Here is a 13,686-nt window from a genome sequence, read left to right on the forward strand (position 1 = left end):
CTGATGGACGAGTCGGTAGCACTTTGCAACAGCCGCGACCTGGTCAATGGCGGGCTGGCCGTCGCGTTCGATGTGGTGTATGCCGGCCAGACCTGCCGCGCCTTTGCCATTCGTTTCAAGGGACTGCCGCAGGCCTACCTGAACCGCTGCACGCATGTGGCGATGGAACTGGACTGGCAGCCCAACCGGGTGTTTGACGACAGCGGCCAGTGGCTGCTGTGCGCCAGCCACGGCGCGGCCTACCGGCCCGATACCGGACAGTGCGCCGGTGGCCCGTGCCGGGGCGGGCTGGTCAAGATCATGCTGTCTGAACGTGATGATGTCGTTTACTGGCATTGCGCCTACAACCTCAAGCCCGTGCTCTTTTGAATACTTCTCTAAACTAGGCCCATGAACGATTCCAACCGACCCGGTAACACCGACCCTTCCTTCGACCCGCCCAGGGAACCGGGATATCAGCCTGAAGCGATTTCATCATCTGCTCATGATGCTCCTGAATTAATAGCGAAAAAATCTTCCGAAGCCAATCCTTCCAGCGCTCCGGGCTGGGAGAGGGCAACGCTGGAGAAGCTGGCGTTTGCCTCGCTCAATGAGCAAACAGCCACACGCCGCTGGAAAACCTTTGTTCGTCTGGCCTGGCTGACGTTTTTTGTGGCCCTGCTGTGGCTGGTTCTGCATCGCGGCACGCCGGTCACCGATGCCAGCGTTCCACACACTGCCGTGGTTGAAATCAAGGGTGAAATTGCCGCGGGAGCGGACGCCAGCGCCGAGTTTGTCAATGCTGCCTTGCGCACCGCATTTGAGGACGAAGGCTCAAAGGCCATCGTGCTGCTGATCAACTCGCCAGGCGGCAGCCCGGTGCAGGCCGGCATGATGAACGACGAAATCCTGCGCCTGAAGGCCAAGCACAAAAAGCCGGTCTATGCCGTGGTTGAAGAAAGCTGCGCTTCGGCCGCTTATTACATCGCCGTGTCGGCTGACCAGATTTTCGTGGACAAGGCCAGCATCGTCGGCAGCATCGGCGTGCTGATGGACAGTTTTGGCTTTACCGGCCTGATGGACAAGCTCGGCGTTGAGCGCCGTTTGCTGACCGCTGGGGAAAACAAGGGTTTTCTTGACCCGTTCAGTCCGCAAAGCGACAAGCAGCGCGCTTTTGCGCAGGCCATGCTGGACCAGATCCATCAGCAGTTCATCGCGGTGGTCAAGTCCGGGCGCGGCAAGCGGCTGAAGGAAACGCCCGAGATGTTCACCGGCCTGTTCTGGAACGGCCAGCAGGCGGTGGAACTCGGCTTGGCCGATCATCTGGGGAACCTCGACTACGTGGCACGCGAAGTGGTCAAGGTTGAGGAAATCATCGATTACACCCGCCGCGACAATGTGGCCGAACGTCTGGCCAAGAAGTTTGGCGCGGCCATGGGCGAGAGCGCCATGAAAGCTTTTCAGGCTATACCGGCCTTGCGCTAACTGGTTTGAATTGACCTGAAAAAGCCCGCAGAACGCGGGCTTTTTTGCGAAAAATACCTGAGATTCCGATCAGCGGCCAATGCAAAACACGGTCGGCAGATCCAGCGGGAGTTGCGGCTTGTCGCGCTTCCAGTGGCTCACCAGCGCACTGCGCGACACGCTGTTGCCCAGGGTGATGCCGCAACTCAGTGCCAGCCGGGTGTTGCCCTGCAGCGTTTGCAGCAGGCCCTGCAGCAAAGCGGCATTGCGGTAGGGCGTTTCAATGAATATCTGGGTCTGGCCGGTTTTCAGGGCCAGCGATTCGAGTTCGCGGATGCGCTGGGCGCGTCCAGAAGCGTCTTGCGGCAGGTAGCCGACAAACGCGAAATTCTGCCCGTTCAGGCCGCTTGCCGCCAGCGCCAGCATCAGCGACATCGGCCCTGTCAGCGGCACCACCTGCAGGCCCAGGTCATGCGCCGCGCGCACCACCGAGGAGCCCGGGTCGGCAATCGCCGGCATGCCGGCTTCGCTGACCAGTCCCATGTCGCGGCCTTCCAGGGCGGCCGCCAGCAGCGGCCGGGCGTCAAAGTGGCCGCTGTGGTCGCCTTTTTTGTGAACCTCGCGCGGCAGTTCCTGAATCTGCAGCGCCTGCACCGGCGCCGACAGGGGATGCAGCTCGTTGATGCGCTTGAGGTAGGCACGCGTGCTTTTGGCGTTCTCGCAAATCCAGCAGCACAGCCGGGCCGCAACCTGCAGCGTGCCCAGGGGCATCACGTCCTGCAGCGGGGTTTGGCTGTCACAGCCGAAATCAAGCGGGGCGGGCACCAGGTAAAGTTTTCCTTTGGCGATGCTCATGGGGCGGCCTTGTGATTTGCCAGCAGCGCCACACCGGCGGCCTGGATCATTTTGCAGGTGCGGATCAGCGGCAGGCCGACCAGCGCGGTCGGGTCATCGCTGTCGATGGATTCAAGCAGCGCAATCCCCAGGCCTTCGCTTTTGGCGCTTCCGGCGCAGTCATAGGGCTGCTCGGCGCGCAGGTAATTTTCAATTTCGCCATCGTTCAGGTCGCGGAATTTGACCCTGACAGGGGCCAGGCCTGTTTGCTCAAAACCGCTTTCCAGGCAAACCACGGCAACCGCCGTCTGGAAAATCACGGTCTGACCGCGCATCTGGCGCAACTGGATGACCGCCCGCTCATGATTGCCCGGCTTGCCCAGCGGCAGGCCGTTCAGGTCGGCCACCTGGTCGGAGCCGATGACGACAGCATGGGGAAATGCGCTGGCCACGGCGCGGGCCTTGGCCAGCGCCAGACGCTCGGCCAGCGCGCGCGGCGTTTCATGCGGCAGTGGCGTTTCATCGACATCGGGCGCGGCCACATCAAACGGGATTTGCAGACGCTGCAGCAACTCGCGTCGGTAGCGTGAAGTGGAGCCCAGGATGAGCGGCCGCTTTGCCGTCTGGCTGATCGTGGGCAGGTTCGGGTTTTCGGGTGATTGGGGCGCAAGAGTGGTGGCAGGATTCATGCCTTGATTCTCTTACACTGCATGCATGTCCAAATCACTTCAAGCCAGTCGGCTCAACATGCAGGCCTTTGCCCGTGAGGGCGTGCCGCTCATCGAAACCACGTTGCTACAAAATATGGAGCGCCTGGCGCAGGAGGCGAAAGCGCTAGAGCCCGATTCGACCATTAACTGGCAAGCCAGCGCCGAGTTGCGGCCGGGCTCGGGTGCCGAAGAAGATGTCTGGCTGCATCTGACTGCCAAAACGTCGGTCCCGCTGACCTGCCAGCGTTGCATGGGCACGGTTTCCACGCCGCTTGAAGTGGATCAGTGGTATCGGTTTGTAGCCACTGAAGACATCGCCATGGCCGAGGACGACGAGTCTGAGGAAGACCTGCTGGTGATGGAGCCGCAGTTTGACCTGCTCGCCGTGCTCGAAGACGAGTTGCTGATGGCCCTGCCGCTGGTGCCCATGCACGACGAATGCCCTGTCGCCCCGGTCATGCAGGCCGGCGAGGAGGCACTGGCCAAAGAAGCCGGCGAACAGGACGAAAAGCCCAATCCCTTTGCCCTTCTGGCGCAGTTGAAAAAGAAAAATGGGTAACGCAGCCTGATTCCGGCGGTCAGTGTGGCGCTTGCGTGCGATCCGGATGGGCCGCCAGATCAGCCATGAATTAGAAACGGTTTTGTATCGGGCTATAATCTAGGGCTTCGCGTACCAAGGTAGTGATGCTGACCTCTATGGATTGATAGAGGTAACCAGTTCACCAGACTTCGAAATTTGGTGCGAAATTTACCAACACTATCATCCTGTCAGGAGCGAATCATGGCTGTCCAGCAAAACAAAAAATCCCCTTCCAAGCGCGGTATGCACCGCTCGCACAACGCACTGAACGTGCCGGGTATTGCCGTGGAATCGACCACCGGCGAAATCCATTTGCGCCATCACATCAGCCCCACCGGTTTTTACCGTGGCCGCAAGGTGCTGAAGACAAAAGCTGAAGCGTAATTCACGTCCCAAGCACTGGCCCGCACTCATCCTGCGGGCTTTTCTTTTGCCTAAATTTTCATTTTTGACTGAACTGGTCCGCGCATGATCAGGATTGCTGTCGATGCCATGGGGGGCGATATCGGTCCCGATGTCACCCTTGCGGCCAGTCTGGCCTTCCTGCAGGCGCATCCGGATGCCGAACTGCTTCTGGTGGGGCAACCCGAGGTGCTTGCGGCTCACTCCCTGCATGCCCAGCTTCTGGCCCATGCGCGGTGCGAAATCGTGGCCGCCAGCGAGGTGGTCACCATGGACGACTCGATTGAAATTGCGCTGCGGCGCAAGAAGAATTCATCCATGCGGGTGGCGATCAACCAGGTCAAGGAGGGCCGCGCCCAGGTGGCCGTCTCGGGCGGCAACACCGGCGCGCTGATGGCCATTGCCCGTTATGTGCTCAAAACCCTGGAAGGCATTGACCGGCCCGCCATTGCCTCGCAGTTGCCCAATGCGATGGGCAAGGCGACCACCATGCTGGACCTGGGTGCCAATGTGGATTGCACCGAAGAGCATTTGCTGCAGTTCGCGGTGATGGGTTCTGCGCTGGTCGCCGCCATTGCTGAAATTCCATCGCCTACCGTGGGCCTGCTCAATATCGGCGAGGAAGCCATCAAGGGCGGCGACATGATCAAGAAGGCCGGCCGGCTGCTGAGAGCCGCTTCCGATTCCGGCGACATCAATTTCTATGGAAATGTCGAAGGCAACGATATTTTCAAGGGCACGACCGATCTGGTGGTGTGCGACGGCTTTGTCGGCAATGTGGCGCTCAAGAGCAGCGAAGGCCTGGCGCACATGATTGGCGACTACATCAAGGCCGAGTTCTCGCGCAACCTGCTGACAAAAATGGCGGCCCTGGTGGCCTATCCCGTGCTTTCTGCATTTAAAAAGCGGTTTGACCACCGGCGCTACAACGGCGCAGCGTTGCTCGGCCTGCGCGGCCTGGTGTTCAAGAGCCATGGTTCGGCCGATGTATTTGCTTTCGAGCAGGCCCTGAGTCGGGCTTATGATGCGGCCCGGAACAATCTGCTGGAAAGAGTCCGCGAACGCATTGCCCATGCCGCACCTTTGCTGGTAGCGGCAAGCGCCGCACTTCCCGCCGAGGAGACTCTGGCGGTGTCCTTCATGCCTGTCGAATCAACCGCTTCAACCCCGGCACACTAATTCAATGACCCGTTATTCACGCATCACCGGCACCGGCAGCTACCTGCCACCGAACCGTTTGACCAATGCCCAACTGGCCGCCGAACTGGCCGTCAAGGGCGTTGAAACTTCCGACGAATGGATTGTGGAGCGCACCGGCATCAAGGCGCGCCACTTTGCCGCGCCTGACGTGACCAGCAGCGACCTGGGGCTTGAAGCGGCCAAACGGGCCATTGAAGCCGCCGGCTTGCAGGCTGCCGACATTGACCTGATCATTGTTGCCACCTCGACGCCTGACATGGTGTTTCCATCGGTTGCCTGCATCCTGCAGCACAAGCTGGGCATCGCCGGTTGCCCGGCCTTTGATCTTCAGGCGGTGTGCAGCGGATTCGTCTATGCCTTGACCGTGGCTGACGCCATGATCAAAAGCGGCGCGGCAAGCAAAGCCCTGGTGATTGGCGCCGAAGTGTTTTCGCGCATTCTTGATTTTTCCGACCGCACCACCTGCGTGCTGTTCGGCGATGGCGCGGGCGCCGTGGTGCTCGAAGCTTCGGAGACACCCGGGATTCTGGCCAGCGACCTGCATGCCGACGGCAAGCATGTCGGTATCTTGTGCGTTCCCGGCCATGTGTCGGGTGGACAGGTACTGGGTAGTCCGCTCCTCACCATGGATGGCAAGGCCGTGTTCAAGCTGGCGGTGGGCGTGCTGGAGAGCGCTGCCCGCGCAACGCTCGCGAAAGCGAACCTGACGGAGGCAGATATCGACTGGCTGATTCCGCACCAGGCCAATTTGCGCATCATGCACAGCACGGCCAAAAAGCTGAAGTTGCCGCTGGAAAAGCTGATTGTCACGGTCGATGAGCATGGCAACACCTCGGCCGCGTCGATTCCGCTGGCGCTGGACGAAGCGGTGCGCAGCGGCAAGGTCAAAAAGGGCGACATTCTGATGCTTGAAGGCGTGGGCGGCGGCTTCACCTGGGGCGCGGTTCTTCTCAAGTACTGAGATGGCGGCCCGCACCCATCGGTCCGGTCCTGGCAGTCGGAACGCCGCTTGAATGTCAAGCATGCCAGGCTTTAAGCACCGCATGAACCTGATGGCAGCGCTGGTGTTGCTGGGAATTTTTCTGATGGCCGGCTGGAAAACTGCCAATCGCCTGCCGGCCTCGGATTTTCTGCCCCTTCCCCAGCAGACGGATGCTTCAGCAAAGGCCTTGCGCGTCACACAAGCCGTTGGCCCCACGGCCAGCCTGCCGCCGCCACAGCAATCGCCGGATGGCCGCTTTCACTTCGATGCCCGGTTTGCATCTTCTGCACCCGGTCAGGCTGTACATGCGGCTTCCATCGTCGAACTGCGCGATGGTCGTTTGCGCGCTGTATGGTTCTCGGGTTCGCGTGAAGGGGCAGGGGACGTGGTCATCAAGACCTCCGTGATGGAACCGGCAAGCCTGCGCTGGAGCGAGGAAACAACGCTTTTGGACCGCCAGCATCTGCAGCAGGGCTTGTGGCGCTATGTTAAAAAAATAGGCAATCCGGTGATAGCCCGCATGCCTGACGATTCACTGGTGCTGTGGATGGTCAATGTCTCGGTGGGCGGATGGGCGGGCAGTTCCATCACCTGGCTGCGCTCCACCGATGACGGCATGTCCTGGAGCCTTCCCAGAAGGCTGGTGACTTCGCCTTTCCTCAACATCAGCACGCTCGCCAAGGGGGCACCGATTTTTTACCAGGATGGGCAGATCGGTTTGCCGGTGTACCACGAGTTTGTGACCAAGTTTGCTGAAATCCTGCGCATCAGTCCCGAGGGACAGGTGCTCGACAAAACCCGCATTCCCCGCAGCCAGACCAGCCTCCAACCCGTGGTGCTGGTGAGCAGTGCCAGGCAGGCGCAAATTTACATGCGCTCGGGCCACAGCACCGCCGTGATGGCGTCCGAGACGGTCGATGCAGGCAAAACCTGGTCAGCAACCCATGCCACCGCCTGGCCCAACCCGGATTCAGCGTTGGCCGGCGTCGTGGCCGCTACAGGCCAGCAGTGGCTTGCCTTGAACCCAAAACCCAAAAATCGCGAAATGCTGGCGCTGCTGCAGACCAGCGCGGCAGGCTCGTTCGAGGGGGCCATTCCGTGGATCGTGGAATCGTCCCCCACGCCAGAAACCCGTTTGTCAATCAGCGACTACGAACGCCTGCTGGGCGATGAACTCCAGAAGCAGGGCGCCAGCCAGGCGCAAATCCAGGCCGATGTCGCCAGCGCCAAACGCCAGCTGTGCGGCTCAGCCACCTGTTTGCAGGAATTTTCTTACCCCTACCTGCTGCAAAGCCGCGATGGCTACCTGCATCTGGTGTACACCTGGCACCGCAGCCGCATCAAGCATGTCCGGCTTGATCCCCGGCAAGTTCTTCAACCCGACGCGACCCGCCATGCTGCTTCCGCCGCTCACTGATCTGGTGGCCCTGCTGGGCATTGACCTGGTGCTGTGCGCAGCGGGCCTGCGCCTGCTGAGCGGCCGCAACGGCGTCACGCGGTGGGCCAAATGGGCCGTGATTGGCTGTTTTATGTTGTTGTGGCTTCCCGCTGGTGCAGCGCATCTGCCGCTGCTGGCGTATGTCAGGGGCATCAGTTCGGACCTGAGCATGACGCTGGTGGCGCTGGCCTGTCTGGGCTTGTGCCAGCGTTTGTTCACGATGCCCGCCGTGGTGCGACGTGAACGCATGGCCTTGAACGGAGTCGTCGCCGTGGCTGCCGCCTTTTTGTATCCATTGGCCCTGGGATGGGGCGATTGGGATGCTTACCGGCTCGGGTGGGGCTCGTTTGGCATGCTCGGCGCGCTGCTGGCGCTGTCGCTGGTGTTTTGGGCCAAGGGCCTGCGGCTGTTGCCGGCGCTGGTTGGCTTGGGGCTGCTGACATGGGTTTTGGGACTGATGGAATCAACCAATCTCTGGGATTACCTGATGGACCCGTGGCTGGCCATTGCCGCAATGATTCACTGCATGAAGGCGGGCGTGCAAAGTTTGCTGCACCGATACAAGCCTCTTGCGTCGGCTAACCGGCCTGTGCCGCCTTGATCCCGCACAAACAGGGTGCGGCGCGGCTGTCCGCCAGCTTTCTACAATGAGCCCAATTCTTTTTATGCGATTGATAACCGGAGTCATCATTTGAAATCGTTTGCTTTTGTTTTTCCTGGTCAGGGCTCCCAGTCCGTGGGCATGCTGGACGCGTGGGGCGATCACCCTGTCGTCAGGCAAACCCTGGTGGAAGCTTCCGACGCACTGGCTGAGGATATCGGCCAGCTCATCAAGGACGGTCCCAAGGAAGCGCTGGCGCTGACCACCAATACCCAGCCGGTGATGCTGGTGGCCGGTGTGGCCGCTTACCGCGTGTGGATGGCTGAAACCGGCATCGCGCCCGCCGTGGTGGCCGGCCACTCGCTGGGCGAATACTCGGCGCTGGTCGCCTCAGGCGTGCTGAGCCTGGCGCAGGCTGTGCCCCTGGTCCGCTTTCGTGCGCAGGCCATGCAGGACGCCGTGCCTGTAGGTAGGGGCGCGATGGCTGCGATCCTGGGCATGGACGCTGCCAAAGTCATTGAAGGTTGTGCCGAAGCCGTGCGGAGCTTTGGCTCCAATACGCCTGAAATCGTGGAAGCCGTCAATTTCAACGACCCGATGCAAACCGTGATTGCCGGCAGCAAGGCAGCGGTGGACAAAGCCTGTGAAATCCTCAAGGCCAGCGGCGCCAAGCGGGCCTTGCCCTTGCCAGTGTCAGCGCCGTTTCACTCCAGCCTGATGAAGCCGGCAGCCGACAGGCTCAAGGAGCAACTGGCAGGCATCGCGTTGGCTTCCCCACAGATTCCCGTCATCAACAATATTGATGTCACCATCGAAAACAGCGCCGAAGGCATCCGCGCGGCACTCTACCGCCAGGCATTTGGCCCGGTGCGCTGGGTCGAATGCGTGCAAGCCATCAAGGCGCTGGGCATGACGACGCTGGTCGAGTGCGGGCCGGGCAAGGTGCTGGCGGGTCTGACGAAACGGATTGATCCGGAATTGACCGGGGTGCCCTTGTTTGATCCGGCTTCTTTGGCTGCCGTGAAGGAGATGCTGGCATGAGCGAAATCAGGTTTGAAGGACAGGTGGCGCTGGTGACCGGCGCCTCACGCGGCATCGGCGCGGCCATTGCACTGGAACTCGCCAAAAAAGGTTTGAGGGTGATCGGTACGGCGACGACGGATGAGGGCGCTGCAAAAATCAGCCGCACCCTGGCCGCCTATCCAGGATGCCAGGGCCAGACGCTGGATGTGAACGACGCAGCCGCTGCCGAAGCGCTGGTCAACCGCATCGTGACCGAATGCGGCGGCCTGCAGGTGCTGGTCAACAATGCCGGTATTACCCGCGACATGCTGGCGATGCGTCTTAAGGATGACGATTGGGATGCGGTGCTCGACACCAACCTGAAGGCCGTGTTTCGCATGAGCCGGGCCGTGATGCGCTGCATGATGAAGCAGCGTTACGGCCGCATCATCAGCATCACCTCGGTGGTGGGCGCTTCCGGCAATGCGGGGCAGGCCAATTACGCCGCTGCCAAGGCCGGCGTTGCCGGCATGACGCGTGCGCTGGCGCGAGAACTCGGCTCGCGCAGCATCACGGTCAACTGCGTGGCGCCCGGCTTTATTGAAACCGACATGACGGCGCGCTTGCCCGAAGAGCAGCAAAAGGCGCTGCTCGGACAGATACCGCTGGGACATCTGGGCAAACCGCAGGACATTGCGCATGCGGTGGCATTTCTGGCCAGTCCGCTGGCAGCCTACATCACCGGCCAGGAAATTCATGTCAATGGCGGCATGTACATGTAACAGCAGCGGCTGACGGGCGGTCTTGCCGGACGTCATGAAACAGCTGCCTGACAGTGGTAAAACACAGGAAATCGAAGCCGGTTTTTATCCGTCCGGCCCGGTGCTTAGGGAGACAGTCCTAACGCGGTAAAATCACGGATTAATTTACAACCCTCAGAGGGATTTATGAGCGATATCGAAGCACGTGTTAAGAAAATCATTGCCGAACAACTTGGCGTTGAAGAAGGTCAAGTCACCAGCGAAAAGTCCTTTGTGGCCGACCTGGGCGCTGATTCCCTTGACACCGTAGAGCTGGTCATGGCACTGGAAGACGAGTTTGGCATTGAAATTCCCGACGAAGACGCCGAGAAAATCACCACCGTCCAAAACGCGATTGACTACGCGAACACCCATCACAAGGCCTAAGGCTTTCACGCCTTTGCCGTCATCAACCTGAAAGGCCAATTTCGGTCTTCTCAGGTTTTTTTCCAGGATTACTGAATGAGCCATCGTCGTGTCGTCGTGACAGGTCTGGGTTGTGTCAGCCCGGTAGGAAATACCGTGGCCGATTCCTGGGCCAATGTGCTTGCCGGAACCTCCGGCATTGACCTGATCACCCATTTTGATGCAAACAACCTGGCCTGCAAGTTCGCAGGCGAGGTCAAGGGTTTCAACATCGCGGATTACATCCCCGAAAAAGAAGGCCGGCACATGGACCGCTTCATTCACCTGGGTCTGGCCGCTGCCTGCCAGGCGGTGGCTGACAGCGGCTTGCCGACCGGCGACGCCCTCGGTGACGAGCTGGCCACCCGCATCGGCTGCAACATCGGCTCGGGCATTGGCGGTTTGCCCTTGATCGAGCGTATGCATGGCGAACTCGTGGAACGCGGCCCGCGCCGCATTTCGCCGTTCTTTGTGCCTGCAACCATCATCAACATGATCTCCGGACATGTGTCGATCAAATTTGGCTTCAAGGGCCCCAACATCGCCGTCGTCACGGCCTGCACCACCGGCCTTCATGCCATCGGCCTGTCGGCACGCATGATTGAATACGGCGACTGCGATGTGATGGTGGCTGGAGGCGCCGAAGCCACGGTGTCGGCTCTGGGCGTGGGTGGCTTTGCTGCAGCCCGGGCGCTGTCAACCCGCAATGAAGACCCCAAGACGGCTTCGCGCCCCTGGGACAAGGACCGTGACGGCTTTGTGCTGGGCGAAGGCGGGGGTGTTCTGGTCCTCGAAGAGTACGAACACGCCAAGGCGCGCGGCGCCAAGATTTACGCCGAAATTGTCGGTTTTGGCATGACCGGTGATGCCTTCCACATGACCACACCCGACGTGGATGGCCCCCGTCGTTCCATGGCCATGGCCTTGAAAAATGCCGGTGTCAATGTCGATCAGGTGCAGTACCTCAATGCGCACGGCACTTCAACGCCACTGGGTGACTTGAATGAGACGAATGCCATCAAGGCCGCTTTCGGCGCGCATGCCAAAAACATGGTGGTCAGTTCGACCAAATCCATGACCGGCCACTTGCTGGGTGGGGCTGGCGGCATCGAATCGGTGTTCACCGTGCTGGCCTTGTATCACCAGAAAATTCCACCGACCATCAACATCTTCAATCAGGATCCGGAGTGTGATCTGGATTACTGTGCCAACACCGCGCGTGACGCCACGATTGATATTGCCGTTAAAAACAATTTCGGCTTTGGCGGCACCAACGGCACGCTGGTATTCAAGCGCGTCTAGACGGGATTTGATTTTCCTGTACCGGCACACGTCAAAGCACTGGCTGACTTGAACCGTCACAACGCCCCGCCGGTCGTTTACCCGCTCGGGCGCTCGCGTTTTCTGGGCCGCTTGTTGCTGGCGCTGTGGCTGGCCGGTCTTGTTTCAGTGCTGCTGTGGTGGAATGCGACGCGGCAACTGGATTGGCGCATGGCGCTGGCGGGGTTGTCGGTGCTGCTGGCAGGCCTTTCGGCGCGAGTCAGCTGGAACCACCTCCCCAGTGGCCAGCTGGCGTGGGACGGCGAAGCCTGGCGCTGGGAAAGTCCCGGCTACCAAGCCGGCGTTGCCGAGCATGAACTATCGGTGATTGCTGATGTTCAGCACGGCCTGCTGCTCAGGCTTGAGAATCGGGCAAGCGCCAGCTTGTGGCTGTGGGTGGAACAACGTGCCATGCCCGAACGCTGGCTGGATTTGCGCCGGGCCGTGTATTCGCCGCACCGCTCGCCAGCCGCCTTGCCGCCGCACGACTTTTTGCCTGCGGAGCCTCCTGCTTTGCCATTGCCTGCCGTGGCACTGTCTGGCGCGATGCAAGCCCGAAATATCCCGCAGGCCAGGCCATGAGCGACGACCTGCCATCGCCTGCCGCCGAAAAGGCCGCCGACAGCGACGCCATGCTGGTGGAGCGCACGGTCGCGGGTGACCAGAAAGCGTTTGAACTGCTGGTCATCAAATACCAGCGGCGCATCCAGCGCCTGATCGGGCGCATGGTTCGCGATGTGGACCTGGTCGAGGACATCGCGCAGGAAACTTTTATCCGGGCTTATCGCGCACTGTCCCAGTTCAGGGGAGAAGCCCAGTTCTACACCTGGCTTTACCGGATTGCGGTCAACACCGCCAAAAAAGCCTTGATGGACCTGAAGCGAAATCCCACGGTTTCGGAAAATGCCTACAAATCCGACGACGACGATGAAACTTCCCGGGTCGAGAACGAACTAACCACTTCAGAAACACCCGAAGCGGTGCTGGCCAGCAAGGAAATTGCGGCCATCATCAACGCAGCCATGCAGGAGTTGCCCGAAGAATTGCGCGAAGCAATCACCTTGCGGGAAATAGAAGGCTTGAGTTATGAGGAGATATCCGAAGCCATGAATTGCCCCATCGGTACGGTACGGTCCCGGATTTTCAGAGCCCGTGAAGCGATTTCCGCGAAGGTCAAGCCCTTGCTGGAAAACCAGACCGGCAAACGCTGGTAGTTTTTTGTCAACCCGCCACCCATGTGCCCAAGCCAAGTCGTCAGTGAATAAAAATCGGCAGACCCGCTGCCCACACACCTCATGAAATCATCCATGACCACCAGCGAACTTCTCTCCGCACTGGCAGATGACCAGTTAGGCGAGGAGGAATTTGCTGCCGCACTCGATGCGTGCGGGCATGACGAGTCCGCGCTGGACTGCTGGGCTGCTTACCACCTGATTGGTGATGTGCTGCGTTCTCCGGCTGGCCCGCGAGCGCCCATGGCGGTTGGCGCGGAATTGGCATTTGTCAGCCGGCTTAACAAGCGGCTTGCGCAGGAGCCACTGATCACGGCCCCGCCGGTTTTGAACAAAACCCTGCCAGCGGCGCCGCTGCAACCCGCTGCCGGCCGGATCCATCACCGTGGCCCGGCATCGAATGACGGAAATTTTCGCTGGAAGCTGGTGGCCGGCGTGGCCTCGCTGGCGGCTGTTTCGGCCATCGCATGGAATGCGTCCGGGCTGCTGGCGCCGGCGTCCGTGCCGCAGATGGCGCAGGCTTCTTCATCGCAAATCGTGGTCACCTCGTCGCAGGGGCCGGTGGTGCGCGATGCCAGGCTGGAGGAGTTGCTGGCTGCGCACAGGCAGTTCGGAGCGGCCTCCGCCTTGCAGGAATCCTCCGGCTTTCTGCGAAACGCCACTTTTGAAATGCCTCGGGAAGCTCAGGCGTCCGGTGGACGCTGAGGTGCGGGGAAGTTCTTTCAAAACCATGATTT

General features: G+C 60.6%; 17 protein-coding genes. 15 read left to right on the top strand and 2 right to left on the bottom strand.

Translation table 11 applies throughout. The features are described from left to right. Positions 1-3: 3 nt before the first annotated feature. Together ABLV49_RS05505 and ABLV49_RS05510 are read left to right on the top strand one after the other, a co-directional pair. The gene (locus ABLV49_RS05505) at positions 4-369 is read left to right on the top strand and encodes a Rieske (2Fe-2S) protein (RefSeq protein WP_349280650.1); all 366 of its coding nucleotides are present in this window, start codon (positions 4-6) and stop codon (positions 367-369) included. Between the two features lie 21 nt (positions 370-390). Next, positions 391-1,464 (top strand): S49 family peptidase, encoded by a 1,074-nt coding sequence (locus ABLV49_RS05510; RefSeq protein ID WP_349280651.1) that lies wholly within the window; start codon positions 391-393, stop codon positions 1,462-1,464. A gap of 69 nt (positions 1,465-1,533) precedes the next feature. Here ABLV49_RS05510 and ABLV49_RS05515 read toward each other — a convergent pair whose 3' ends face one another. Next, positions 1,534-2,298, bottom strand: coding sequence for an SAM-dependent methyltransferase (locus tag ABLV49_RS05515; protein ID WP_349280652.1), 765 nt, complete (start codon positions 2,296-2,298; stop codon positions 1,534-1,536). Beyond that, positions 2,295-2,966, bottom strand: coding sequence for a Maf family protein (locus ABLV49_RS05520; protein ID WP_349280653.1), 672 nt, complete (start codon positions 2,964-2,966; stop codon positions 2,295-2,297). The genes ABLV49_RS05515 and ABLV49_RS05520 overlap by 4 nt, the downstream gene beginning before the upstream one ends. A 25-nt stretch (positions 2,967-2,991) precedes the next feature. On the opposite strand from ABLV49_RS05520, the gene ABLV49_RS05525 reads away from it, so the two are divergent. The 13 genes from ABLV49_RS05525 to ABLV49_RS05585 all read left to right on the top strand — a co-directional run bounded on the left by ABLV49_RS05525 (position 2,992) and on the right by ABLV49_RS05585 (position 13,654). Further along, on the top strand, positions 2,992-3,546 hold the full coding sequence (locus ABLV49_RS05525; protein WP_349280654.1) for a YceD family protein: 555 nt from the start codon (positions 2,992-2,994) through the stop codon (positions 3,544-3,546). A 222-nt stretch (positions 3,547-3,768) separates the two neighbouring features. Next, the gene (gene rpmF, locus ABLV49_RS05530; RefSeq protein ID WP_011802449.1) at positions 3,769-3,951 is read left to right on the top strand and encodes a 50S ribosomal protein L32; all 183 of its coding nucleotides are present in this window, start codon (positions 3,769-3,771) and stop codon (positions 3,949-3,951) included. An 84-nt stretch (positions 3,952-4,035) separates the two neighbouring features. Next, entirely contained in the window at positions 4,036-5,148 is a 1,113-nt protein-coding gene (gene plsX / locus ABLV49_RS05535) for a phosphate acyltransferase PlsX (RefSeq protein ID WP_349280655.1), read from the top strand. Positions 5,149-5,152: 4 nt separating this feature from the next. After that, positions 5,153-6,130: a beta-ketoacyl-ACP synthase III gene (locus tag ABLV49_RS05540; RefSeq protein ID WP_349280656.1), complete on the top strand. Its 978-nt coding sequence runs from the start codon at positions 5,153-5,155 to the stop codon at positions 6,128-6,130. Positions 6,131-6,212: 82 nt separating this feature from the next. After that, a complete protein-coding gene (locus ABLV49_RS05545) occupies positions 6,213-7,568 on the top strand; it encodes a sialidase family protein (protein ID WP_349280657.1) in 1,356 nt (451 codons plus the stop codon). Next, positions 7,546-8,190 carry a hypothetical protein gene (locus ABLV49_RS05550; protein WP_349280658.1) on the top strand — a complete coding sequence of 215 codons (645 nt, stop codon included), beginning with the start codon at positions 7,546-7,548 and terminating at the stop codon, positions 8,188-8,190. Before ABLV49_RS05545 ends, ABLV49_RS05550 begins: the two co-directional genes overlap by 23 nt. 90 nt (positions 8,191-8,280) lie before the next feature. Then, a complete protein-coding gene (fabD, locus tag ABLV49_RS05555) occupies positions 8,281-9,231 on the top strand; it encodes an ACP S-malonyltransferase (protein ID WP_349280659.1) in 951 nt (316 codons plus the stop codon). Further along, entirely contained in the window at positions 9,228-9,974 is a 747-nt protein-coding gene (fabG, locus tag ABLV49_RS05560; RefSeq protein ID WP_349280660.1) for a 3-oxoacyl-ACP reductase FabG, read from the top strand. The genes fabD and fabG overlap by 4 nt, the downstream gene beginning before the upstream one ends. A gap of 165 nt (positions 9,975-10,139) precedes the next feature. Next, positions 10,140-10,379 carry an acyl carrier protein gene (gene acpP, locus ABLV49_RS05565; RefSeq protein ID WP_011802442.1) on the top strand — a complete coding sequence of 80 codons (240 nt, stop codon included), beginning with the start codon at positions 10,140-10,142 and terminating at the stop codon, positions 10,377-10,379. A gap of 75 nt (positions 10,380-10,454) precedes the next feature. Next, on the top strand, positions 10,455-11,699 hold the full coding sequence (fabF, locus tag ABLV49_RS05570) for a beta-ketoacyl-ACP synthase II (RefSeq protein ID WP_349280661.1): 1,245 nt from the start codon (positions 10,455-10,457) through the stop codon (positions 11,697-11,699). A gap of 48 nt (positions 11,700-11,747) precedes the next feature. Next, a complete protein-coding gene (locus ABLV49_RS05575) occupies positions 11,748-12,299 on the top strand; it encodes a hypothetical protein (RefSeq protein ID WP_349280662.1) in 552 nt (183 codons plus the stop codon). Further along, on the top strand, positions 12,296-12,931 hold the full coding sequence (gene rpoE, locus ABLV49_RS05580) for an RNA polymerase sigma factor RpoE (RefSeq protein WP_349280663.1): 636 nt from the start codon (positions 12,296-12,298) through the stop codon (positions 12,929-12,931). Before ABLV49_RS05575 ends, rpoE begins: the two co-directional genes overlap by 4 nt. Before the next feature lie 81 nt (positions 12,932-13,012). Then, positions 13,013-13,654, top strand: coding sequence for a sigma-E factor negative regulatory protein (locus ABLV49_RS05585; RefSeq protein ID WP_349280664.1), 642 nt, complete (start codon positions 13,013-13,015; stop codon positions 13,652-13,654). The last annotated feature ends 32 nt before the right edge of the window (positions 13,655-13,686 follow it).

Source organism: Polaromonas hydrogenivorans (assembly GCF_040105105.1).
In the GTDB taxonomy this organism is placed as follows: domain Bacteria; phylum Pseudomonadota; class Gammaproteobacteria; order Burkholderiales; family Burkholderiaceae_C; genus Polaromonas; species Polaromonas hydrogenivorans.